Annotated in this window: 20 protein-coding genes and 1 pseudogene; 13 read left to right on the plus strand and 8 right to left on the minus strand. The window is 75.0% G+C overall.

Features of this window, described 5'->3' with window-relative positions; all coding sequences use genetic code 11:
* Nucleotides 1-20: 20 nt before the first annotated feature.
* Together AB7F12_RS29600 and AB7F12_RS29605 are read left to right on the plus strand one after the other, a co-directional pair.
* Nucleotides 21-605, plus strand: coding sequence for a TetR/AcrR family transcriptional regulator (locus AB7F12_RS29600; RefSeq protein ID WP_428500260.1), 585 nt, complete (start codon nucleotides 21-23; stop codon nucleotides 603-605).
* Nucleotides 602-2,083 (plus strand): glycerol-3-phosphate dehydrogenase/oxidase, encoded by a 1,482-nt coding sequence (locus tag AB7F12_RS29605; RefSeq protein WP_428500261.1) that lies wholly within the window; start codon nucleotides 602-604, stop codon nucleotides 2,081-2,083. Before AB7F12_RS29600 ends, AB7F12_RS29605 begins: the two co-directional genes overlap by 4 nt.
* Before the next feature lie 137 nt (nucleotides 2,084-2,220).
* Here AB7F12_RS29605 and AB7F12_RS29610 read toward each other — a convergent pair whose 3' ends face one another.
* From AB7F12_RS29610 to AB7F12_RS29620, 3 genes are all read right to left on the minus strand, one after another.
* On the minus strand, nucleotides 2,221-3,156 hold the full coding sequence (locus AB7F12_RS29610; protein ID WP_428500275.1) for a carbohydrate kinase family protein: 936 nt from the start codon (nucleotides 3,154-3,156) through the stop codon (nucleotides 2,221-2,223).
* A gap of 175 nt (nucleotides 3,157-3,331) precedes the next feature.
* Nucleotides 3,332-3,700 (minus strand): HesB/IscA family protein, encoded by a 369-nt coding sequence (locus AB7F12_RS29615; protein WP_428500262.1) that lies wholly within the window; start codon nucleotides 3,698-3,700, stop codon nucleotides 3,332-3,334.
* 139 nt (nucleotides 3,701-3,839) lie between these two features.
* Nucleotides 3,840-4,973: a glycerate kinase family protein gene (locus tag AB7F12_RS29620; RefSeq protein ID WP_428500263.1), complete on the minus strand. Its 1,134-nt coding sequence runs from the start codon at nucleotides 4,971-4,973 to the stop codon at nucleotides 3,840-3,842.
* Between the two features lie 33 nt (nucleotides 4,974-5,006).
* Between AB7F12_RS29620 and AB7F12_RS29625 the strand changes: the two genes are divergently transcribed.
* Genes AB7F12_RS29625 through AB7F12_RS29640 form a run of 4 tightly spaced genes read left to right on the plus strand, consistent with a single transcriptional unit; the run spans nucleotide 5,007 to nucleotide 8,037 of the window.
* Nucleotides 5,007-5,660, plus strand: a complete 654-nt coding sequence (locus AB7F12_RS29625) for a DUF3043 domain-containing protein (RefSeq protein ID WP_428500264.1) — start codon at nucleotides 5,007-5,009, stop codon at nucleotides 5,658-5,660.
* A 17-nt stretch (nucleotides 5,661-5,677) separates the two neighbouring features.
* Nucleotides 5,678-6,199 (plus strand): bifunctional adenosylcobinamide kinase/adenosylcobinamide-phosphate guanylyltransferase, encoded by a 522-nt coding sequence (locus AB7F12_RS29630; protein WP_428500265.1) that lies wholly within the window; start codon nucleotides 5,678-5,680, stop codon nucleotides 6,197-6,199.
* A 21-nt stretch (nucleotides 6,200-6,220) separates the two neighbouring features.
* Nucleotides 6,221-7,276 (plus strand): nicotinate-nucleotide--dimethylbenzimidazole phosphoribosyltransferase, encoded by a 1,056-nt coding sequence (locus AB7F12_RS29635; protein WP_428500266.1) that lies wholly within the window; start codon nucleotides 6,221-6,223, stop codon nucleotides 7,274-7,276.
* Nucleotides 7,273-8,037 (plus strand): adenosylcobinamide-GDP ribazoletransferase, encoded by a 765-nt coding sequence (locus AB7F12_RS29640; protein ID WP_428500267.1) that lies wholly within the window; start codon nucleotides 7,273-7,275, stop codon nucleotides 8,035-8,037. Before AB7F12_RS29635 ends, AB7F12_RS29640 begins: the two co-directional genes overlap by 4 nt.
* Before the next feature lie 13 nt (nucleotides 8,038-8,050).
* On the opposite strand, the gene AB7F12_RS29645 is transcribed toward AB7F12_RS29640, so the two are convergent.
* Complete coding sequence (locus AB7F12_RS29645; protein ID WP_428500268.1) at nucleotides 8,051-9,157, minus strand: branched-chain amino acid aminotransferase; 1,107 nt, start codon at nucleotides 9,155-9,157, stop codon at nucleotides 8,051-8,053.
* Between the two features lie 50 nt (nucleotides 9,158-9,207).
* Entirely contained in the window at nucleotides 9,208-10,491 is a 1,284-nt protein-coding gene (locus tag AB7F12_RS29650; protein ID WP_428500269.1) for an APC family permease, read from the minus strand.
* 152 nt (nucleotides 10,492-10,643) lie between these two features.
* On the opposite strand from AB7F12_RS29650, the gene AB7F12_RS29655 reads away from it, so the two are divergent.
* On the plus strand, nucleotides 10,644-12,161 hold the full coding sequence (locus AB7F12_RS29655; RefSeq protein ID WP_428500270.1) for a leucyl aminopeptidase: 1,518 nt from the start codon (nucleotides 10,644-10,646) through the stop codon (nucleotides 12,159-12,161).
* A 102-nt stretch (nucleotides 12,162-12,263) separates the two neighbouring features.
* On the opposite strand, the gene AB7F12_RS29660 is transcribed toward AB7F12_RS29655, so the two are convergent.
* Entirely contained in the window at nucleotides 12,264-12,617 is a 354-nt protein-coding gene (locus tag AB7F12_RS29660) for an oxidoreductase (protein ID WP_428500271.1), read from the minus strand.
* Nucleotides 12,618-12,820: 203 nt separating this feature from the next.
* Here AB7F12_RS29660 and lpdA point away from each other — a divergent pair, with 203 nt between their 5' ends.
* The 4 genes from lpdA to lipB all read left to right on the plus strand — a co-directional run bounded on the left by lpdA (nucleotide 12,821) and on the right by lipB (nucleotide 17,881).
* Entirely contained in the window at nucleotides 12,821-14,203 is a 1,383-nt protein-coding gene (gene lpdA, locus AB7F12_RS29665) for a dihydrolipoyl dehydrogenase (RefSeq protein ID WP_428500272.1), read from the plus strand.
* 53 nt (nucleotides 14,204-14,256) lie between these two features.
* On the plus strand, nucleotides 14,257-16,122 hold the full coding sequence (gene sucB / locus AB7F12_RS29670; RefSeq protein WP_428502528.1) for a 2-oxoglutarate dehydrogenase, E2 component, dihydrolipoamide succinyltransferase: 1,866 nt from the start codon (nucleotides 14,257-14,259) through the stop codon (nucleotides 16,120-16,122).
* Between the two features lie 79 nt (nucleotides 16,123-16,201).
* On the plus strand, nucleotides 16,202-17,086 hold the full coding sequence (locus AB7F12_RS29675; RefSeq protein ID WP_428502526.1) for a TIGR01777 family oxidoreductase: 885 nt from the start codon (nucleotides 16,202-16,204) through the stop codon (nucleotides 17,084-17,086).
* Nucleotides 17,087-17,116: 30 nt separating this feature from the next.
* On the plus strand, nucleotides 17,117-17,881 hold the full coding sequence (lipB, locus tag AB7F12_RS29680; protein WP_428502525.1) for a lipoyl(octanoyl) transferase LipB: 765 nt from the start codon (nucleotides 17,117-17,119) through the stop codon (nucleotides 17,879-17,881).
* 666 nt (nucleotides 17,882-18,547) lie between these two features.
* Here the strand turns inward: lipB and AB7F12_RS29685 are convergent.
* Both AB7F12_RS29685 and AB7F12_RS29690 read right to left on the minus strand, forming a co-directional pair.
* Entirely contained in the window at nucleotides 18,548-19,267 is a 720-nt protein-coding gene (locus AB7F12_RS29685) for an HdeD family acid-resistance protein (protein ID WP_428502524.1), read from the minus strand.
* 398 nt (nucleotides 19,268-19,665) lie between these two features.
* Nucleotides 19,666-20,601 (minus strand): LLM class F420-dependent oxidoreductase, encoded by a 936-nt coding sequence (locus AB7F12_RS29690; protein ID WP_428517068.1) that lies wholly within the window; start codon nucleotides 20,599-20,601, stop codon nucleotides 19,666-19,668.
* A gap of 126 nt (nucleotides 20,602-20,727) precedes the next feature.
* Here AB7F12_RS29690 and AB7F12_RS29695 point away from each other — a divergent pair, with 126 nt between their 5' ends.
* Nucleotides 20,728-21,648, plus strand: a complete 921-nt coding sequence (locus AB7F12_RS29695) for an oxidoreductase (RefSeq protein WP_428502522.1) — start codon at nucleotides 20,728-20,730, stop codon at nucleotides 21,646-21,648.
* 24 nt (nucleotides 21,649-21,672) lie between these two features.
* Nucleotides 21,673-21,952, plus strand: a pseudogene (locus AB7F12_RS29700) (lipoyl synthase); the annotation flags it as partial.

Below are 21,952 nucleotides of genomic sequence, written 5' to 3' on the forward strand. Positions count from 1 at the left end.
TCACCGTTACACTGTGACATGTGACGTCCAGTCGTAACAAGCCGGGGACGGTCACCCGGCTCGACGACGGCGCGGTACTCGACGCGGCCCGGGCCTGCGTGCTCGACGTCGGGGTCCGCCGCACCACCCTGTCCGACATCGCCCGCCGCGCCGGCGTCTCCCGGATGTCGCTCTACCGCCGCTGGGACGGCGTCGACGCCCTCGTCGGTGACCTCCTCACCCGCGACCTGCTCGCCGTCGCCGCCGGCCCGCTCGGCACCGACCGGCCCGCGATCGTCACCCGGGTCGTCGAGGTCTGCGAGGCCCTGCGCCGGCACCGGCTCGTCCGCAAGATCGTCGACGTCGACCCCGAACTGCTGCTCCCCTACGTACTGCGCCGCCGCGGCCGCAGCACCGACACCCTCCTCACCCCGCTCACCGACGCACTGGCCGCGGCGCAGGCCGGCGGCACCGTCCGCGACGGCTCCCCCGCCGTCCTCGCCCGGTTCGTGCTGCTCACCGCCCAGTCCTACGTCCTCTCCGCCGGCGCCGTCACCGCCGGGACACCCGCCGCACAGCTGCCCGCCGAGCTGCACGCCCTCCTCGACGGATACCTGCGGCCATGACGGACACCGCCCTCCACGCCGCCCGCCGCGCACGCGAACTGGCCGCGCTGGCCGGCGGGGAGGTCGTCGACCTCCTCGTCGTCGGGCTCGGCGTCACCGGCACCGGCGTCGCCCTCGACGCCGCGAGCCGCGGGCTCACCGTCGCCGCCGTCGACGCCCACGACCTCGCGTTCGGCACCTCCCGCTGGAGCTCCAAGCTCGTCCACGGCGGCCTGCGCTACCTCGCGTCCGGCCACGTCGGCGTCGCCTTCGCCAGCATGCGCGAACGCCGCGTCCTCCTCGAGACCGTCGCACCCCACCTCATCCGGCCGCTCCCGATGGTGCTGCCCGGCGACGGCCGCCGCGCCCTGCTCACCGGCGCCGGCCTGCGTGGCGCCGAGCTGCTCTCCCGCGCCGCCGGCACCCGCCGCGACACCCTGCCCCCACCCCGGCGCATCCGCCCCGACGAGGCCCAGCGGCTCGTGCCCGGGCTGCGCGACACCGGCGAGGGCGCCTGGCTCTCCTACGACGGACAGCTCGTCGACGACGCGCGCCTCGTCGTCGCCCTCGCCCGCACCGCCGCCGGGCACGGCGCCCGCATCCTCACCCGCTGCCGCGCCGTCAACGTCGCCGGCGACGGCGCGCTCGTCCACGACACCGTCGCCGACGCCCCCGTCCGGCTGCGCGCCCGCGCCGTCGTCAACGCCGCCGGGGTGTGGGCAGGTGGGCTCGTCGACGGCATCGCGCTGCGGCCCTCGCGCGGCAGCCACGTCGTGCTCCCCGCCGCCGCGCTCGGCAACCCCGCCGGGGCGCTGACCGTCCCCGTCAACGGGTCGCTGTCGCGCTACGCCTTCGCGCTCCCCCAGCCCGGCGGGCTCGTCTACCTCGGCATCACCGACGAACCCGTGGACGGCCCCGTCCCCGACGTGCCCGAGGCGACCGAGCGCGAGATCACCTTCCTGCTCGACGTCCTCAACCCCGCGCTCGCCGTCCCCGTCCGCCGCGACCAGGTCCTCGGCGCCTACGCCGGGCTGCGTCCCCTGCTCGACGACGGCCGCCACAGCGGCGCCGACCTCTCCCGCACACACGCCGTCATCACCTCGGCGGCGGGGGTCGTGACGGTCGTCGGCGGCAAGCTGACCACCTACCGCGCCATGGCCGCCGACGCCGTCGACGCCGCGGTCACCGCCCGCGGGCTGTCTGCGGGGCCGAGCCGGACCGCGACGTTGCCGCTGGTCGGGGCCGGGCCCGTGCCGGCCGGAGTGCCGGCGCGGCTGGTCGAGCGCTACGGCAGCGAGGCCGCCGACGTCGCCGCCTGCGGCGACACCGAACCCGTGACCGACCAGGTGCCCGTCAGCCCCGCCGAGCTGCGCTGGGGCGTGACGCACGAGCTCGCCCTCGACGTCGACGACCTGCTCGACCGCCGCACCCGCGTCGGCCTGGTCCCCTCCCGCCGCGCCGTCGCCGAACCCGCGGCCCGCACCGCCCTCCGCCCCTGAGGGCGCCCCCCGAAGGTCGTCTCCCGTGATGCAGGAACGAGACGCCGAGCGCTCCGGGCCGAAACACCAGACGGCACGGCCTGCGACCGCTCGTGAGCGGCAGTAGTTGCTATAGCGACTATTGCCGCTCACACGGTTTACGCGGGGAGGATCTGCTCCAGCTCGCGGGCGGCGTCGGGGCCGTAGGCGTCGCGGAGGCGGTCGAGGCCCGCGGCGCGGTCGTAGGTCCACTCCTGCGGGCCGTCGGTCTCCAGCACCCAGACGGCGACGAGCGAGCCCAGCTGCGCGGCCCGCTCCATCGAGAGCCCGCGCGCCGTGGCGGCCAGGAAACCGGCGCGGAACGCGTCACCGACGCCGGTCGGATCGACCCGGCCGGTCTCGGGGACCACCCCGACCTTCAGCTCGGTTCCGTCGCGCCCGACGATCTGGACGCCGTTCTCGCCGAGCGTGGTGATGCGGATGTCGACCTGCTCGCGGACCTGCTCCTCGGTCCAGCCGGTCTTGCGCTGCAGCAGCTCGAACTCGTAGTCGTTGGTGAGCAGGTACCGGGCGCCCTCGACGAGGCGGCGGATCTCGGGGCCCTCCAGGCGGGCGAGCTGCTGGGAGGGGTCGGCCGCGAAGGTGTAGCCGCGCGCGCGGCACTCGTCGGTGTGGCGCAGCATCGCGGCGGGGTCGTTGGCGCCGACGAGCACGAGGTCGACGGCGGGCACCCGCGCGACGACGGGGGCGAGCTCGATGTCGCGGGCCCGGGACATGGCGCCCGCGTAGAACGACGCGATCTGGCACATGTCGTCGTCGGTGGTGCAGACGAAGCGGGCGGTGTGGACGTCGTCGTGGACGTGGACGCCCGAGGTGTCGACGCCGTGGCGTTCCAGCCAGGAGCGGTAGTCGCCGAAGTCGGAGCCGACGGCCCCGACGAGGACGGGCGACTGGCCCAGCACGCCGAGGGCGAAGGCGATGTTGCCGGCGACGCCACCGCGGCGGACCACCAGGTCGTCGACGAGGAAGCTCAGCGAGATCCGCTGGAGCTGCTCGGCGACCAGCTGGTCGGCGAACCTCCCCGGGAAGTGCATGAGGTGGTCGGTGGCGATGGACCCGGTCACGGCGACAGTCACGACGAGTGACACTACCTTCCGCGCAGCGGGTCTTCAGGGCCCGGACACACGACGGCCCCCGCCCGCGCGGTGGCGGTCGGGGGCAGTCGTGGGACGTTCGTCGTACCCGTGTCGTCGAGGTGGGCCCGGTGGCTCAGTTGAACGAGTCGCCGCAGGCGCAGGAACCGCCGGCGTTGGGGTTGTCGATCGTGAAGCCCTGCTTCTCGATGGTGTCGACGAAGTCGATGACCGCGCCAACCAGGTAGGGGGCGCTCATCCGGTCGACGCCCACCTTGAGGCCGCTGAAGTCGCGGAACAGGTCGCCGTCGAGCTCACGGTCGTCGAAGAAGAGCTGGTAGCGCAGGCCCGCGCAGCCGCCGGGCTGGACGGCGATGCGCAGGTGCATGTCGTCGCGGCCCTCCTGCTCGAGCAGGAGACGCGCCTTGCCGGCGGCGGCATCGGTCAGCTCGACGCCGTGCGTCTCGGTGGCGACATCGGTCTGGACGGTGTTCTCGACGGTCATGTCTCTCCCAACACGAGCACGGGCCGAACTCATTCCTTCCGGACTGCTCCGGTTCCCCCAGTGTAGGCCGGGCCCCGACGGTCGTCCCGTTCCCTGCTCAGCAGGGTGACCGGAGCCACGCCTGCACGAACGGCCCGGTTCAGTGGCTCCACTGCCGTGCGACGCGGGCGGCGAGCGCCGCGAGGGTGCCCTCGGGGTCGGCCATGGACGCCTCGACCCCGCCCGCGTCGTCGGCGACGGACCAGGCGGAGTCGACCCCCGCAGCGGCGGCCTCGCGGCGTCCCACCGACACCTGGCCGGCCAGGACCAGACAGGGCACGCCACGGTCGGCGGCCGCGCGCGCGACGGTGGTGACGAGCTTGCCGCGCAACGACTGCCAGTCGAAGCTGCCCTCCCCGGTGACGGCGACCCCGGCGCCGGCGCCGGCGAGCTCGTCGAGGGCGGCGTCGAGGCCGACGAGCTCACGGACGAGCCCGGCGCCGGAGACGCGGCGCGCGCCCATGGCGAGCAGCGCGGCCCCCATGCCGCCGGCGGCGCCTGCGCCCTGCTCCTCGCGCACGTCGGCGCCCAGCGTGGCCGCGAGTGCATCGGCGAAGACCGCGAGGGCGGCGTCCAGGACGGCGACGGTGGCCTCGTCGGCCCCCTTCTGCGGGCCGAAGACGGCGGCGGCACCGTGCGGGCCCAGCAGCGGGTTGTCGACGTCCGCGGCCGCGACCAGGCGGGCGTCCCCGAGATCGACGTGGCCGTGGAGACGGGCGCAGCGCGCGAGGGAGGCGCCGCCGTCGGGCAGCGGGGTCCCGTCGGTGTCGACCGCGACCGCGCCGAGCGCGGCGAGCATCCCGGCGCCGCCGTCGCTGGTGGCGGACCCGCCGAGGCCGACGACGATCTCGCGCGCACCGGCGTCGCGCGCCGCGACGAGCAGCTCCCCGACACCGCGGGTCGTGGCGGCCCGGGCGGCGGCCGGGGTGCGGCCGGTCCTCGGGACGTGCTGGAGCCCGCACGCCGACGCGGACTCGACGTAGGCGGTGTCCCCGACCCGCAGCCACGAGGCCTCGACGGGGTCGCCGAGCGGCCCGGTGACGGTCAGCGTGTGCACGGTGCCGCCGAGGGCGGTGTGCAGCACGTCGAGGAAGCCCGTGCCGCCGTCGGCGAGGGGGATCCGGACGACGTCGTCGCCCGGCGCCGCCTCGTTCCACCCCCGCGCGATCGCCGCCGCGGCCGCCGAGGCACTGAGCGTGCCGCCGAAAGAGTCTGGAGCCACCACCACCCGCACGTCACGCAGGCTATCGCCCGTAGTCTGTGGTTCGTGAGGTTCCTGCGCCGCTCCGACGACACCACCGGCAACGCGACCGCCGACACCGCCGACGGTGCGGCCGTGGACGCCACGACGCCGGACGAGCACCTGCCCAGGGGGCAGACGGCCGGGAAGGGCCGGGCCACCCCCAAGCGCCGCGACGCGCAGTCGGCGGCCCGTCGCCCCGCCACGCCGGCGCCGCGCACCCGCAAGGAGGCGTCGGCGTACGCGAAGGCGAACAGGCCCTCGAAGGAGGCCCGGCGCGCCGCCGCGGCCGAGCGCCGGGCCCGGATGGACGCGGGCGACGACCGCTACCTGCTGCCGCGTGACCGTGGCCCGGTGCGGGCCTACATCCGCGACGTGATCGACTCCCGCCCGCACCTCGTCGGCATGTTCATGCCGCTCGCGATCCTGGTCCTCGTCGCGGTCGTGCTGCCGGTGCCGGCGATCCAGCAGTACCTCAGCCTGTTCTGCCTGCTCGCGCTCGTCGTGATGATCGCCGAGGGTGTGATCCTCGCGATCACGACGACCCGCAAGGCCCGCGCGAGGTTCCCCGGCGAGACCATCGGTGCGCTCGGCACCGGCTGGTACTGCTTCACCCGGGCCAGCCAGGTGCGCAAGCTGCGCGTCCCGAAGCCGCGCGTGCAGCGCGGCGCCACCGTCTGACCCGGCTCCCCGCAGCCGTGCCCGCGACACTCGTCCTGGGGGGCGCCCGGTCGGGGAAGTCCGCGCACGCCGAGGGGCTGCTGCCCGCGGACGCGCCCGTGCGCTACTGCGCGACGGCCCGGCGGGTCCCCGGCGACGCCGAGTGGGACGCCCGTATCGCTGCCCACGTCGCCCGGCGTCCGGGGCACTGGGTCACCGTCGAGGACCCGGACCTCGTCACCGAGCTCGCCCGGCCCGGGACCGTCATGGTCGACGACCTGGCGACCTGGCTGACCGGCGTCCTCGACGACGCGCGGGCGTGGACCGCGCCGGTCACCCCGCCCCAGGTCGGTGCGGCGGTGAACGCGCTGGTGGCGGCGGTGGCGGCCGCGACCGGCCGCGTCGTGCTGGTGTCGGCGGAGGTCGGGCTGGGGGTCGTCCCCGAGACCCGCGCGGGCCGGCTGTTCCGCGACGAGCTGGGCGCGCTCAACGCAGCGCTGGCCGCCGTGTGCGACGACGTGGTGCTGCTCGTGGCCGGGCTGCCGCTCCGGCTGAAATGACGGCCGGGTATTAAGACGTCCATGGTCGACCCAGCCGTCGCGGAACTGCCCGCGGTCCCCGCTCCGAACGTCGAGGCCCGCCGTGAGGCCGTGGCCCGGCACGAGGCGCTCGCGGTGCCGGTCGGCGGGCTGGGGGTGCTCGCCGAGCTGGGCTGCTGGCTCGCCGCCGCGCAGGGGGTGTGCCCGCCGCGGGCCCCGGGCCGCCCGCGCGCCGTCGTCGTGGCGGCCGACCACGGCATCGCCGCCGCCGGGGTGTCGGCCTACCCCGCCGGGACGACGGAGCGCCAGGCCGCCGCGGCCCGCGACCGGCTGGTCCCGGCCGCCGTCGTCGCCGACGTGGCGGGGGCGTCGGTACGGGTCGTCGACGTCGGCCTCGACACCCCCGACCCCGCCGACGAGCGCTACCGCGTCCGGCGCGGCAGCGGCCGCATCGACCACGAGGACGCCCTCACCGCCGACGAGACCGGGGCCGCTCTGCGGATCGGGCGCGCGCTGGCCGACGAGGAGGTCGACGCCGGAGCCGACCTGCTGGTCCCCGCGTCGCTGGGCGTCGGGGCGACCACCCCGGCGTCGACGATCGCGGCGGCCGTGACCGGGCTGGAACCGGTGGTCGTGGTGGGCCGGGGCAGCGGGATCGACGACGACGCCTGGATGCGCAAGGCCGCCGCGATCCGGGACGCGCTGCGCCGCACGAGGGCCGTGCGCCGCGACCCGGTCGGGCTGCTGCGCGTCGCGGGCGGCGCCGACCTGGCGGTGCTCACCGGCTTCCTGCTGCAGGCGTCGCTGCGGCGCACGCCCGTCCTCGTCGACGGGCTCGTCGTGATCGCGGCGGCCACGCTGGCCGAGCAGCTCGCGCCCGGCGCGCGGGACTGGTGGTTGGCCGCACAGCGCTCCCCCGAGCCCGCCGCCGACGCGCTGCTCGACCGGCTGCAGCTCGCACCCGTCCTCGACCTGGGGATCCGGGTCGGTGACGGCACCGGGGCCCTCGCGCTGCTCCCCCTGCTGCGGATGGCGGCGCGGCTGCTCACCGACACCGCGACGGCCGCCGACAGCGGGATCACCCCGGCCCGGGCGTGAGCACGGCCCTGAAAGGGCTCGCCCTCGCCCTGTCGTGGCTGACGGTGCTGCCGGTCCGCGCCGGCGCCCCGGCACCCGGGGTCGCCGCCGCCGCGCTGCGCTGGGCGCCGCTCGTCGGGGCGCTCGTCGGGGCCGTGTCCGGGCTGGTCGCGGCCGGGCTCGTCGCCGCCGGGGTGCCCGCGCTCGGCGCGGGGCTGCTCGCCGTCGCGGTCGCCGCCCTCGCGACGCGCGGGATGCACGTCGACGGGCTCGCCGACACCGCCGACGGCCTCGGCTGCTACGGCCCGCCCGAGCGGGCGCTGGCCGTGATGCGCGACGGCGGGGCGGGACCGTTCGCCGTCGTCACGCTGATCGTGGCGCTGGGGGCGCAGGCCGCCGCGTTCGCCGCGCTCGCCGCGCACGGGCCCGGGGTCGCGGCGGCCGCCGGTGCGCTCGCCGCCGCCGTGGGCCGGGCCGGGTTCGCCTGGTGCGCACGGCGCGGCGTGCCGGCGGCGCGCCCCGGCGGGCTGGGCGCGACCGTCGCCGGGTCGCAGCCGTGGTGGGTCGCCGCGGCCTGGTGGGCGGTGCTGGCCGCGGCGGCGGCGTGGCTGGTCCCGGCCCGCTGGCCGGGGGTACTCGCCGTGGCCGTGGCCGCGCTGCTGGTGGCCGGGTTGTCGGCGCACACCCGGCGTCGGTTCGGCGGGATGAACGGCGACGTGCTGGGCGCCGCCTGCGAACTCGGCGGCACCGCCGTGCTCGTGGTCCTCGCCGCGGCGGTCTGAGGGCGGCCGCGGCCTACGGGCGGTACAGCGTCGTCATCCAGGAGTTCGTGTCGGGGGCGAGGCCCCGCTGGATGTCGGTGAGCAGCTTGCGCAGCCGCAGCGTGACCGGCCCCGGCTGTCCGCCGCCGACGACCACCTCGCCACCGGCGTGCTTGACCTTGCCGATCGGCGTGATCACCGCGGCCGTGCCACAGCCGAACACCTCGGTGATGGTCCCGTCGGCCGCGCCCTGCAGCCACTCCTCGCCCGAGACCTTGCGCTCGGTGACCTCGCAGCCGATCTCCTTGGCCAGCACCAGCAGCGAGTCGCGGGTGACGCCGGCGAGGATGCTGCCCGTGAGGGTCGGCGTCACGATCTCGGCGCTCTCACCGGAGCCGATGACGAAGAACAGGTTGTTCGACCCCATCTCGTCGACCCACTTGCGCTCCTCGGCGTCGAGGTAGGCGACCTGTGCGCAGCCGTGCTCGGCGCCCTCGGCCTGCGGGAGCAGCGACGCCGCGTAGTTGCCACCGCACTTCGCCCCGCCGGTGCCGCCGAGCGCCGCACGGGTGTACTCGGTGGACAGCCACACGTCGACGGGCTTCACGCCACCGGTGAAGTACGGCCCCGCGGGCGAGGCGATGAGCATGTACAGGTACTCCGCGGCGGGGCGCACCCCCAGACCCACCTCGGTGGCCAGCATGAACGGCCGCAGGTACAGCGAGTCCTCGGTGCCGGCCTCGGGCACCCAGGCGTTGTCGAGCGCCATCAGCTCGGTCAGCGAGTCGAGGAACAGCTCGTCGGGCAGCTCGGCCATCGCGAGCCGCGCCGACGACGTGCGGAAGCGCGCGGCGTTGGCCTCCGGGCGGAACGAGGCGATCGACCCGTCCGGCTGGCGGTAGGCCTTGAGGCCCTCGAAGATCTCCTGCCCGTAGTGCAGGACCATCGACGCCGGGTCGAACGAGATCGGCCCGTAGGGCACGACGGACGGGTCGTGCCAGCCCCGGCCCTGCGTCCAGCGGATCGTCACCATGTGATCGGTGAAGTACCGGCCGAACCCGGGATCGGCCAGAATCCCGGTGCGGCGCTCGTCGGAGGCCGGTGCGGGGTTCGGAACACGGGTGAAGGCCGTCGCGCTCATGGGTGAACGGTAACGCGTGGGACAAGTCCGACTGTCGGACGTCCGAGAAATCAGTCGGCGGGCGGTGCGGGGTGCGCGCCCCAGCGCACGACGAGCGTGCACAGCAACCAGCCGCCCACCAGTGCCGCCACGGCGATCAGCACGCTGCCCAACGGCAGGAGCACCGCCAGGCCGACGCACAGGACCACCCCGAGCAACGACGTCCACACCGGCCAGCGCCGCCGCGCCCGCGGCAGCCGCAGCGCCGCCACGTTGATCAGCGCGTAGTGCACGAGCGTCGCGCACGCCGACAGCGCGATCGCCGCGACCGGGCCCGCCAGGATCGCGACGACGATCGCGAGCACCGCGCCCGCGACGTCGGCCGGCCAGGGGTTCTGCCGCGAACCGACCCGGCCGAACACCTTGGGCAGCTCGCCGCGGCGCGCCATCTCCCGCATCGTGCGACTCGTCGTGACCAGCACCGACAGCAGCGCCGCCCCCGACGCCACGGCCGCGCCGATGCGCACCAGCACCCCGAGCGCGGGCGCCTGACCGGTGTCGACGAGCGCCACCAGCGGGGCGTGCTCCGCCGCCAGCCGGTCGACCCCCAGCCCGACCAGCAGGGCGCCGGCGACCGCCACGTAGGTGACCGTCAGGACCGCGAAGGAGATGACGACGGCGCGGCGCAGCGACCGGTCCGGGTCGCGCAGCTCCTCCCCGATCGTCGCGACGCGCGAGTAGCCGGCGAACGCGAAGAACACGAAGGCCGCGGCCGTGACCACACCCAACGGTCCGGGGACGACCTGGACGGGCACCGGCGAGTCGGCGACCGGGGACGCGGACACCCCCGTGGACCCGCCCGGCCCGAGCAGCCCCACCACCACGACGACGGCCAGCACCGCCAGCGTCCCGCCGACCAGCAGCCACGCCGTGCCCGGCGACCACCGCACCCCCGCGACGGTCATCGCCGACACCACCACGATCACCACGACGGCGCAGATCACCGGGTGCGCGGGCAGCACGTACGTGCCGAACACCCCCGCCGCCGCGGCCGCCGACGACACCTTCCCGACGAGGAACGCCACGCCCGCGAGCCGGCCCGTCCCCGGCGAGAGCCGTTCCCGGGTGTAGACGTACCCGCCGCCGCTCTCCGGGTGCGCGACGGCGAGATCGGCCGTCGACGCCGCGTTGCACAGTGCCGTCACCGCGGCGATCGCCACCGCGAGCAGCAACCAGCTCCCGCCGGCGGCGGCCGCGGGGGAGAACGCGGCGAACACACCCGCGCCCAGCATCGCCGCCAGACCGAGGGCGACCGCGTCGGCCGTTCCGAGGCGCCGGGTCAGTGACGACAACACGCCCACAGCCTTGCACCCGGGCCCGCACCGACGGGGGCCGCCGAGGTGTCATTAGCATTTCGAAGCGGTCTCACCCCGCGCCCCGGCGCCCCGAGGGGCCGTTCCCGCCGGCCCGTCACCCGTCCGGGCCGCTCGTCGCGACAGGGAGTCACGTGGCAACCGAACTGCGCACCAGCACCGCCTCCGCCGCCGAGGTCGAGGCCGACGCCGTCGTCGTCGGCCTCCTGCAGGGTTCCGGCGACGCCGGCCCCACCCTCGCCCCGGGTGCCGACGAGGTCGCCGCCGCGTTCGGCACGAACGACGAGCTCGTCGCCGAGCTGGTGCTGCTGGGCGCGACCGGGAAGGCGGAGGAGGTCGTGCGGCTCACCACCCGCGGCGCCGTCACCGCACCGCTCGTGGTGGCCGTCGGCCTGGGCCGCGCGTCGGGCGGCACCCCCGGCGCCGAGCAGGTGCGCCGCGCCGCCGGCGCGGCGAGCCGGGCGCTGTCGGGCACCGCGCGGGTGGCGAGCACGCTCGGCAGGATCGACGCGGGTGCCGCTGCGGAGGGATCGCTGCTCGGGGCGTACACGTTCCGGGAGTACCGCAGCAACGGCGACGGCAAGCCCCCCGTCGGCACCATCGAGCTCCTCCTCGCCGACGGCGACACCGCCGCCCGGGAGGCCGTCACCACCGCGATCGCCGTCGCCGGGGCCGTCACCGCCGCCCGCGACCTGATCAACACCCCGCCCAACGACCTCTACCCCGCCTCGTTCGCCGAGCGCGCGAAGGTACTCGGCGAGGCCGCGGGCCTCACCGTCGAGGTCCTCGACGACGCCGCGCTCGCCGAGGGCGGCTACGGCGGTGTCCTGGGCGTCGGGCAGGGCTCGTCGCGCAAGCCGCGGCTCGTGCGCCTCGTCTGGGCAGGTGGCGACGGGGCCGGTGGGGAGAAGGCGCTGCCCAAGGTCGCGCTGGTCGGCAAGGGCATCACGTTCGACACCGGCGGCATCTCCATCAAGCCCGCCGCCGGCATGGACCACATGACCTCCGACATGTCCGGCGCCGCGGCCGTCATCGCCACCACCGTGCTGGCCGCGACGCTGAACCTGCCCGTCGCCGTCACGGCCACCGTGCCGATGGCCGAGAACATGCCCAGCGACACCGCCTACCGCCCCGGCGACGTGCTGCGCATGTACGGCGGCAAGACGGTCGAGGTCCTCAACACCGACGCCGAGGGCCGGCTCGTCCTGGCCGACGCCATCGTGCGCGCCGCCGAGGACGAGCCCGACTACCTCGTCGAGACCTCGACGCTCACCGGCGCCCAGATGGTCGCGCTCGGCACCCGCACCGCCGGGATCATGGGCTCCGACGAGCTGCGCGACCGGGTCGCCGCACACGCCCGCGCCGTCGGCGAGGACGGCTGGGCGATGCCGCTGCCCGAGCACCTGCGCCCCGAGCTCGACTCACGCGTGGCCGACCTGGCCAACGTCACCGGCGCCCGTTGGGGCGGCATGCTCGCCGCGGGGATCTTCCTCGGCGAGTTCGTCCCCGCCGGCCTGCAGTGGGCGCACATCGACATCGCGGGGCCGTCGTTCAACACCGGCGGGGCCTGGGGCTACACCGGCAAGGGCGGCACCGGCGTCCCGGTGCGCACCCTGTGGGCGCTGCTCGGCGACATCGCGGAGAACGGCTGACCCGTCCACGGCCGGCTCACCGGTCCCTCACCGCGTCGCCGGGTGGTCACGACACCGCGGAGCCTCACGGCTCGTCGAGATCCTCACGGCTCGCCCAGGTCCTCACGGCCTGTCGAGGTCCTCACGGAGGCGGCGCCTGCGCAGCGCCCGCTCGCGGGCGTCGTGGTCGCGCATCCGCTGCGGGTAGCCGACGATCTGCACGTCGTAGACCGGGATCCGCAACGACCGCGCCAGCCTGCGCGCCCCCTCCGGCCCGCCGACGCGTCGCCGCGTCCAGCTCCCGTCCGCCGCGACCATCACCGCCGTCGTGTCCGTCACAGTGGTGCGCGGCTCCACGAACATCTCGACGCCCCGGTTCGCGGCCGCCCACGCGCGCAGGTGCGCCTCGTCGCCCTCGGGAACCCGGCGCCCCGCACGCGCCGCCCGCGACCGTCGCAACCTGCTGACCAGGCCCATCCCCGACCACCTCCGCCCGCGCGGGCCGGCATCCCGGCGACGCCCGTCCGTTCCGTCGGCGACGGCGCAGCCCGCACCGTGCACAACGGTCGGCACCGCCGGTTTTCTCCCGGCCCAGCACCCACCGTGTCGCACCAGAGTGACAAGATGAGCGCGCCTGCGACGCGAGACCCGCGCCCAGCCCCCCGAGGAGGAATGTCACGGTGCCCGAGCACAACGCCGACCTGGTGATCCTCGGTGGCGGATCCGGCGGCTACGCGGCCGCGCTGCGTGCGGCCGAACTGGGGAAGTCCGTCGTCCTGGTCGAGAAGGACAAGCTCGGAGGCACCTGCCTGCACCGCGGCTGCATCCCCACAAAGGCCCTGCTGCACGCCGCCGAGGTGGCCGACGCGGCCGCCGACGGCGCGAAGATCGGCGTGCGCAGCACGTTCGAGGGCATCGACATGGCGGGCGTCAACTCCTACAAGGACGGCGTCGTCAGCCGGCTCTACAAAGGACTGCAGGGGCTCGTGAAGTCCCGCAAGATCGAGCTCGTGCAGGGCGCGGGCACGTTCGTCGCCCCCAACGCGATCGATGTGGACGGTGAGCGCTACGTCGGCCGCAACGTCGTCCTCGCCACCGGCTCCTACGCCCGGTCGCTGCCCGACCTCGAGATCGGCGGCCGGATCATCACCTCCGACCAGGCGCTGACCCTCGACGAGGTCCCGAAGCGGGTCGTCGTCCTGGGCGGCGGCGTGATCGGCGTCGAGTTCGCCAGCGTGTGGCGCTCCTTCGGCGCCGAGGTCACGGTCGTCGAGGCCCTGCCCCGGCTCGTCCCCAACGAGGACGCCTTCGCCTCCAAGCTCCTCGAACGAGCGTTCCGCAAGCGCAAGATCGCGTTCAAGACCGGCGTCCGGTTCACCGGCGCGAAGCAGGACGACAACGGCGTGACCGTCAGCCTCGAGTCCGGTGAGGAGATCGAGGCCGACCTGCTGCTCGTCGCCGTCGGCCGCGGCCCGAACACCACCGGCCACGGCTACGAGGAGGCCGGGGTGAACATGGAGCGCGGTTTCGTCCTCACCGACGACCGGCTGCGCACCAACCTCGACGGCGTCTACGCCGTCGGCGACATCGTCCCCGGCCTGCAGCTCGCGCACCGCGGCTTCGCGCAGGGCATCTTCGTCGCCGAGGACATCGCCGGGCTCCGACCCGCCCCGATCGACGAGGCCGGCATCCCCCGCGTCACCTACTGCGAGCCGGAGGTCGCGTCCGTCGGCCTGACCGAGGAGCAGGCCCGCGAGCGTCACGGCGAGATCCAGACGCTGACCTACGACCTCGGCGGCAACGGCAAGTCCCAGATCCTGCAGACCTCGGGCGCGATCAAGCTGGTCAAGGCCGGCGCCGAGGGCACCTCGGGACCGGTCGTCGGCCTGCACATGGTCGGCGCCCGTGTCGGAGAGCTGATCGGTGAGGCGCAGCTGATCTACAACTGGGACGCCTCGGCCGAGGACGTCGCCGCGTTGATCCACGCCCACCCGACCCAGAACGAGGCACTCGGCGAGGCACACCTCGCCCTGGCCGGAAAGCCGTTGCACACCCACGGCTGACGGCCGCCGAGACCGCTCACAACGCGAAGACATCGAAGGAGCTCCGACCCGCCATGGCCTTCTCAGTCCAGATGCCCGCCCTCGGTGAGAGCGTCACCGAGGGCACGGTCACCCGATGGCTCAAGCAGGAGGGCGACCGGGTCGAGGTCGACGAGCCGTTGCTGGAGGTCTCGACCGACAAGGTCGACACCGAGATCCCGTCGCCCGCTGCGGGTGTGCTGCAGCGCATCGTCGCCGCCGAGGACGACACCGTCGAGGTCGGCGGCGAGCTCGCCGTGATCGGTGACGGCGACGAGGCCGGCGGCGACGCCGGCGCCTCGGACACGGACTCGGGTTCCGGCACCGGGCCGGCCGACGACGCTTCCGAGTCCACGTCCGAGTCCACTTCGGAGTCCGCCGAGGCGTCGTCCGAGGCTCCGGAGCCGGCGTCCGAGGCCCCGGAGCCGGCGTCCGAGCCCGAGCCCGTCGCGGCGTCGGGGTCCGGCGGTGGCTCCCCCGTCACCATGCCGGAGCTGGGCGAGAGCGTCACCGAAGGCACCGTGACCCGCTGGCTCAAGCAGGTCGGCGACACCGTCGAGGTCGACGAGCCGCTGCTCGAGATCTCCACCGACAAGGTCGACACCGAGATCCCCTCCCCGCTGGCGGGAACGCTGCTCGAGATCACCGTCGGCGAGGACGAGACCGTCGAGGTCGGCGCCCAGCTCGCCACGATCGGCGACGCATCCGCCGCCCCGGCGGCACCCGCCGCCGAGGAGAAGCCGGCGCAGCAGGAGCAGGCGGCCGAGCCGGCCGCGGCCCCCGACGACGCGCCGCCCGCCGAGAAGGCGCCCGAGCCCGCCGCCGAGAAGCCCGCCCAGAAGGACGAGCCCCGCCAGGCCCCCGCCGCCGGCAGCAACGGCGACAGCGCCGACGACAGCGGTGAGGGCGGCGACTCCGACCGCCTCCCCTACGTCACGCCGCTGGTGCGCAAGCTCGCCGCCGAGCACGGCGTCGACCTCGACTCGCTGCAGGGCAGCGGCGTCGGCGGGCGCATCCGCAAGCAGGACGTGCTGGCCGCGGCGGAGAAGGCGGCCCCGGCCGCCAGCGCGCCGGAGCCCGCAGCCCCGGCCGCCGCGGCCCAGCCCGCCGCCCCCGCGCAGCCGGCCGCCGCCCCCCGGACCCCGGCCGCCGTGCCGCAGCGTGGCGAAGGCGCCCCCCAGCCCGGCACGACCGTCAAGATGCCGCGGCTGCGGCAGGTCATCGCGCAGCGCATGCGCGAGTCGCTGGCCGTCTCGGCGCAGCTCACCACCGTCCAGGAGGTCGACGTCACCCGCGTCGCCCGCCTCCGGGCCCGCGCCAAGGCCGACTTCGAGGCCCGCGAAGGCGTCAAGCTCACCTACCTGCCGTTCTTCGCCAAGGCCACCGTCGAAGCGCTGCGGGCGTTCCCGCAGGTCAACGCGTCGATCAACGAGGAGACCAAGGAGGTGACCTACCACGGCGCCGTGCACCTGGCGATCGCGGTCGACACCCCCCGCGGCCTGCTCGTCCCGGTGATCAAGAACGCGGAGGAGCTCAACATCGCGGGCCTCGCCCGCAAGATCGCCGACGTCGCGGCCCGCACCCGGGCCGGCAAGATCGGCCCCGACGAGCTCTCCGGCGGCACCTTCACGATCACCAACATCGGCAGCGCGGGCGCCCTGTTCGACACGCCGATCATCAACCAGCCGCAGGTCGCCATCCTCGGTACCGGCGCGATCGTCAAGGAGCCCAAGGTCGTCGCGGGCGCGGACGGTGACGACGTCATCGCCATCCGCTCGGTCTGCTACCTCCCGATGACCTACGACCACCGCCTCGTCGACGGTGCCGACGCCGGCCGCTTCGTCAGCGCCGTCAAGGCCCGCCTCGAAGAGGGCGCGTTCGAGTCCGAACTCGGACTCTGACCCACCGGCGTCCCGGCGGCACGACCGCCGCCGGGACGCTCCGGTCGCGCGCCGGCACCGGAACGGAAAGAATCACGGCGTGCGCGTGGTCGTCGCCGGGTCGTCCGGCCTCATCGGTACCAGCCTCGTCGCCGCCCTGCGCGCGGCGGGGCACGACGTCGTCCGCCTCGTGCGCCGGACACCGGCCGCACCCGACGAACGCGGCTGGGACCCACCCGCCGGCCGCATCGACGACGGCACCTTCGACGGGGTCGACGCCGTCGTCAACCTGGGCGGCGTCGGCATCGGCGACCGCCCCTGGAGCGGGTCACGCAAGCAGGCCATCCGCGACAGCCGCAACGTCCCCACCGAGGTCCTCGCCCGCGCCGTCGCCGACCACGACGTCCCCACACTCGTCAGCGGCTCCGCCGTCGGCTACTACGGCGACACCGGCCCCCGCGCCGTCACCGAGACCGCGCCGTCCGGGCAGGGATTCCTCGCCGACGTCTGCCGCGACTGGGAAGCCGCCACCCGACCCGCCGCCGACGCCGGGGTCCGCGTCGTCCGGCTCCGCACCGGGCTCGTCCTCTCCCCCGCCGGCGGTCTCCTCGGCCCCATGAAAGCCGTCTGGAAGCTCTACCTCGGCGCCAGGCTCGGCAACGGCCGCCAGTACATGTCGTGGGTCTCCCTCGACGACGAGGTCGGCGCCATCCGCTTCGCCGTCGAGAACCCGGACCTGTCCGGGCCCGTGAACGTCACCGGGCCGACACCCGTCACCAACCGGGAGATGACGCGCGCGCTCGCCACCGCTCTCGGCCGACCTGCACCCTTCGTCGTCCCCGGGTTCGCCATCAAGACGGTCCTCGGCGAGATGGGCGAGGAGATGCTGCTGTTCGGGCAGCGCGCCGTGCCCACGGCGCTGCTCGACGCCGGCTACCAGCACCGGCACAACAGCGTGACGGAAGCCCTTGCCGCGGCGCTCTGATCCGACCGTGCGCTGACGTACGGTGGGACCATGCCCGACACGCTCACCCCGGCCGCCCCGGCCACCCGCCGCGCCCGCACCGCCGACGGGCCCGTCGAGGTCGAGGTCATCGAGCTGATCGGCTACCTCGAGGCGTGGGACCGGCAGCGCGAGCATGCCCAGGCCCGTCGCGACGGCGGCCCCGACGTCCTCATGCTGCTGCAACACCCCTCGGTCTACACGGCGGGCAGGCGCACCCGCCCCGCCGACCGTCCCACCGACGGCACCCCCGTCGTCGACGTCGACCGCGGCGGGCTCATCACCTGGCACGGCCCGGGGCAGCTCGTCGGCTACCCGATCATCGGGCTCACCGAGCCGCTCGACGTCGTCGACTACGTGCGCCGCCTCGAAGAGGCCCTGATCAGGGTCTGCCACGACCTCGGGCTGACCGGCGCGGGGCGGGTCGCCGGCCGCAGCGGCGTCTGGCTCCCCGCCGACGCCGCCCGCCCCGAGCGCAAGGTCGCCGCGATCGGCGTCCGCGTCCAGGGCGGCGTGACGCTGCACGGGTTCTCGCTGAACTGCGACGCCGACCTCTCCGCGTTCACCAAGATCGTCCCCTGCGGCATCACCGACGCGGGCGTCACCTCGCTCAGCCTGGAACTGCAGCGGACGGTCACGGTCGAGGAGGTCCGCGACGCCGCCCGCGACGCCGTCCTCGCCGCGCTGGAGGGCACGCTGGCGGTCACCGACCACACCGTCGAGCGCCCCGCCACCCCCGCGGGTCTCGACCTGCGTCTGGACCCCCGGCTGCGCTGACCCGATTCGCGGTGCCCCGGGCGCGCCTCGACCCGCGTCGGGCAGTCTCACTGTCGGCGCGCGCCGCGTCACCGACCTCGGGTCGCCCTCGGCTCACGGCGCGACACATCGCCCACGCTCGCCCGACGTGTCGTGAGCGCTGACCGAGCGCGCCGACGACACGCTCGTCAGCGCGCCGGGCACCCGACGTGTCACCGGAGCGCCCCCGGAGCACTGACGACACGCTCGTCAGCGGGCTGGGGGCCGACGTGTCGTGAGTGCTGACCGAACGCTCTGAGGACACGCTCGTCGGTGCGCCGGGCACCCGACGTGTCACCAGGGCGGCCCGGCGGCGCTGACGACACGCCGGGTGTCGGCCCCGGTTCCGGCCGCCCGTGCAGCTCCACAGCACTGCCGTGTCACCGGTGCGGCCGGAGTGCGCTCTGGACACGCTCGTCGACCGGAAGCGCGGCGCAGCGTGTCAGCGGCGTCGACCGGCCGCGCCGAGAACACGTTCGACGGCGACCGGCGTTCCGATCTCGTCGGCGCCGGTGGCCCCGACCGATCCGGGGTGCGTCGCACCCACGCGCGCTCGACCGCGGCTCCGTCCGCGAGCGACCGTGTGACTGTTCGACCGGGTGATCAGAGCGGCCGGAGCGCGCTCATGACACGTCCGGCAGGTCGGGGTTACCGGTCGCTCGTGGGCGGCGGGGCGTCCTGCGGCCCCGCGCCGTCGGGACCGGCACCGTGCGCCGCAGCGGGCGGGGCGGTGGCGGACGGGGCGGTGGCGGACGAGGATGCGGCGGGCGAGGATGCGGCGGGCGGCGCGGCGGTGGCGGCGTTCACCGCGGAGCGCAGCCGGAATGCCCACACCACAACGACGATGCCGAACACGAGCGCCCAGATCCCGGAGATCCAGAGCAGGGTCACGAGCCCGACACCCGGCCGAACAACCAGCAGGACGCCGAAGGCGATGCTCAGGATGCCGGCGGCCAGCACCCACCCCCAGGTGGAGGAACCGCTGCGGCGCATCGTGATCGACTCGGAGATCTCGGCGATGCCGCCGACGATGCTCCAGAACGCGATGACGAACAGGATCGCGAGCACGGTGACGCCGGGCCAGGCGAAGGCGACGACACCGGCGATCACGGAGATCACGCCCTGGACGACGTGCCAGCCCCAGTGGTTGTCGTCGGCACGGTGGCGGATGCCGGCGACGACGGCGGTGACGCCGTCGAGCACCGCGTAGACACCGAACACCAGGACGAGCGCCAGGAGCGCGGAGCCGGGTGTGAAGAGCAGGACGAGTCCGAAGAGGATCGCCAGCACGCCTCTCAGCAGTACGAGCCACCACACTCCGCGCATCGCGGACTCCACACCGGACGTCGTAGGCGTCGCTGCCGTCATGTCGGCCGAAGGTACGCCCTCCTCGGGCGGTCCCCCAGCCTCCGAACGGGGTCATCGGGTACTACTCGGCTAATCGGGCATTTCGCCCAATGTGTCCGCGGACGGTTCCGGATCGCGGAGGATCCCGAGCGGCCGGGCCGGCGCGCGGTTCCCGGCGCAGCTGCCGGCGCCGCCGGCTCGGCACGTCCGGCGGGCCGCCCGGCCCGACCGGGCGGGGTCTCTCCGACCTCCGGGTCCTGCTGCCTGCGTTGTGGTCGGCAGCAGGGCGGAGACGTCCGGTGCGATCACCGAGGGCCCGCGGGCGGCACGCCGGTGCGCCGGTCTCCGTCTTCCGCCGCGACCCTCGCGGCGCGCGGCCGGCGTCGGGGCACCGCCCCGACGCCGGCGGGACGGATCGGTCAGGCCAGCTGCGGGGCGACCTCCGAGGCGAACAGCTCGAGGTGGTCGAGGTCGAAGATGTCGAGGATCTGCAGGTAGAGCCGGGTGATACCGGTCTTGTCGCGCAGCGTCCCGATGCGGTCGACGACCTCGGCCGGGGTGCCGGCGAGGCCCTCGGCGCGGACCTGGTCGACCTCACGGCCGATGGTCAGGGCCCGGCGGGCGACCTCGTCGTCGTCGCGACCGAGGACGAGGGTCTGGGCGACGGAGTACACGAGTTCGCGCGGGTCGCGGCCGATGTCCCCGCACGCGGTGGCGACGCGGTCGAACTGCGTCACGGCCTGCTCGGGCGAGCCGAAGGCGAGGTTGAACTCGTCGGCGTAGCGGGCGGCGAGCTTCGGGGTGCGCGTAGCGCCACGCCCGCCGACGATCACCGGCGGCCGCGGCTGCTGCACGGGCTTGGGCATCGCGGGCGAGTCGGTGACGGTGAAGTGCGTGCCGGTGAACTCGAAGCGGTCGCCCGGGAGCGTCCCCCACAGCCCGGTGATGATCGCGAGCTGCTCCTCCAGCCGGTCGAACCGTTCGCGCAGCGGCGGGAACGGGATGCCGTAGGCGGCGTGTTCGGCCTCGTACCAGCCGGCGCCGATGCCCAGCTCGACGCGGCCGCCCGACATCTGGTCGACCTGCGAGACGGAGATCGCGAGCGGGCCGGGGAGGCGGAACGTGGCGGCGTTGACGAGGGTGCCGAGCCGGATGCGGGTGGTGTCGCGGGCGAGGCCGGCGAGGGTGATCCAGGCGTCGGTGGGGCCGGGTTCGCCGCTGGCGTCGCCCATGACGAGGTAGTGGTCGGAGCGGAAGAAGGCGTCGAAGTCGGCGTCCTCGGCGGCCCGCGCGATGCGCAGCAGGTCGTCGTAGTGGGCGCCCTGCTGGGGCTCGGTGAAGATCCGGAAGTCCACGCCCCCAACGCTATCCCCGCCCGGGCGCCCCCGCCGGACCCGGACCCGGCCCGGTGGTCGTGAGTGGCGATGTCGTCGTGGCGACCCGTCGCTGCTCACCGGGGCGTTCGGGCTAGCGTCGGCAGGGTGATCACGCTCCCCGATCTGTCCGGCCGCACGGTGCTCGTCACCGGGGCGACGTCGGGGCTGGGTCTCGCATCGGCCGTGGCGTTCGCGGGCGCGGGTGCCCGGGTCCTGATGACGGCACGTGACCGCTGCCGCGGCCGGGTCGCACTGGAGAAGGCGCGGGCCTGCGGCCGTGCGGAGCTCGTCGACGTCGATCTGGCCGACCTCGGCTCGGTGCGCGCCGCCGCGGCCGACGTCCGCGAGCGCACCGGCGACCGGCTGCACGTGCTCATGAACAACGCCGGGGTGATGGCGACGCCGCGGGCCTCGACCGTCGACGGCTTCGAGCTGCAGATCGGCACCAACCATCTCGGGCCGGCGGCGCTGACGTGGCTGCTGATGCCGGCCCTGCGCGCCGCGGGCAGTGCCGGGGATCCCGCCCGTGTGGTGATGGTGTCGAGCATCGCCCACAACCGTGGCGGTCTGGATCCCGACGACCTGAACTTCGAACGGCGCCGCTACTCCCCCGCCGCCGGCTACGGCGCGTCGAAGCTCGCGAACCTGTTGTTCACCGCCGAGCTCGACCGACGGCTGCGCGCCGCGGGCGATCCCGTGATCTCCGTCGCGGCCCATCCCGGGTCGACGCGGTCGGAGCTGCTGGGCAACTCGTTGCGGCAGCGGTCGGCGCTGCTCGGGTGGCTGGCGCGGCCGATCAACGCGGTCGTCACCCAGCCGGTTCGGACGGGGGTGCTGCCGCAGCTGGCGGCGGCGACGTCCCCGCAGGTCAGGGGCGGTGACTACATCGGTCCGCGCGGCCCGTTCGAGGTCGCGGGCAGACCCGGTCCGGCCCGGCGCAGCGGTGCCGCGCGTGACGTCGCGCTGGCCCGCCGGCTGTGGGACGCGACGGCATCGGCGACGGGTGTCGAGCCCGATCCGCGATGAGGTGCGCGGCGTAGGCTGGCGGCCGTGACGATCGCACCCGAAGGTCGCAAGCTGCTCCGCCTGGAGGTCCGCAACAGCGAGACCCCCATCGAGCGCAAGCCGTCGTGGATCCGCACCAAGGCCCGCACCGGACCCCAGTACACCGAACTCAAGTCCCTCGTGCGCTCCGGCGGGCTACACACCGTCTGCGAAGAAGCCGGCTGCCCCAACATCTACGAATGCTGGGAAGACCGCGAAGCCACCTTCCTCATCGGCGGCGAACAATGCACCCGCCGCTGCGACTTCTGCCAGATCGACACCGGCA

Origin of the sequence: Pseudonocardia sp., from assembly GCF_050250275.1 — a bacterium.
In the GTDB taxonomy this organism is placed as follows: Bacteria; Actinomycetota; Actinomycetes; order Mycobacteriales; family Pseudonocardiaceae; genus Pseudonocardia.

Excerpts from the sequence above, each read along its gene's own strand:
- AB7F12_RS29635 (WP_428500266.1), top strand. The coding sequence starts at position 6,221 with ATGGTCGACCCAGCCGTCGCGGAACTGCCCGCGGTCCCCGCTCCGAAC.
- AB7F12_RS29610 (WP_428500275.1), bottom strand. The coding sequence starts at position 3,156 with ATGCACTTCCCGGGGAGGTTCGCCGACCAGCTGGTCGCCGAGCAGCTC.
- AB7F12_RS29660 (WP_428500271.1), bottom strand. The coding sequence starts at position 12,617 with ATGGGCCTGGTCAGCAGGTTGCGACGGTCGCGGGCGGCGCGTGCGGGG.
- sucB (WP_428502528.1), top strand. The coding sequence starts at position 14,257 with ATGGCCTTCTCAGTCCAGATGCCCGCCCTCGGTGAGAGCGTCACCGAG.
- AB7F12_RS29605 (WP_428500261.1), top strand. The coding sequence starts at position 602 with ATGACGGACACCGCCCTCCACGCCGCCCGCCGCGCACGCGAACTGGCC.
- lipB (WP_428502525.1), top strand. The coding sequence starts at position 17,117 with ATGCCCGACACGCTCACCCCGGCCGCCCCGGCCACCCGCCGCGCCCGC.
- AB7F12_RS29645 (WP_428500268.1), bottom strand. The coding sequence starts at position 9,157 with ATGAGCGCGACGGCCTTCACCCGTGTTCCGAACCCCGCACCGGCCTCC.
- AB7F12_RS29615 (WP_428500262.1), bottom strand. The coding sequence starts at position 3,700 with ATGACCGTCGAGAACACCGTCCAGACCGATGTCGCCACCGAGACGCAC.
- AB7F12_RS29685 (WP_428502524.1), bottom strand. The coding sequence starts at position 19,267 with ATGACGGCAGCGACGCCTACGACGTCCGGTGTGGAGTCCGCGATGCGC.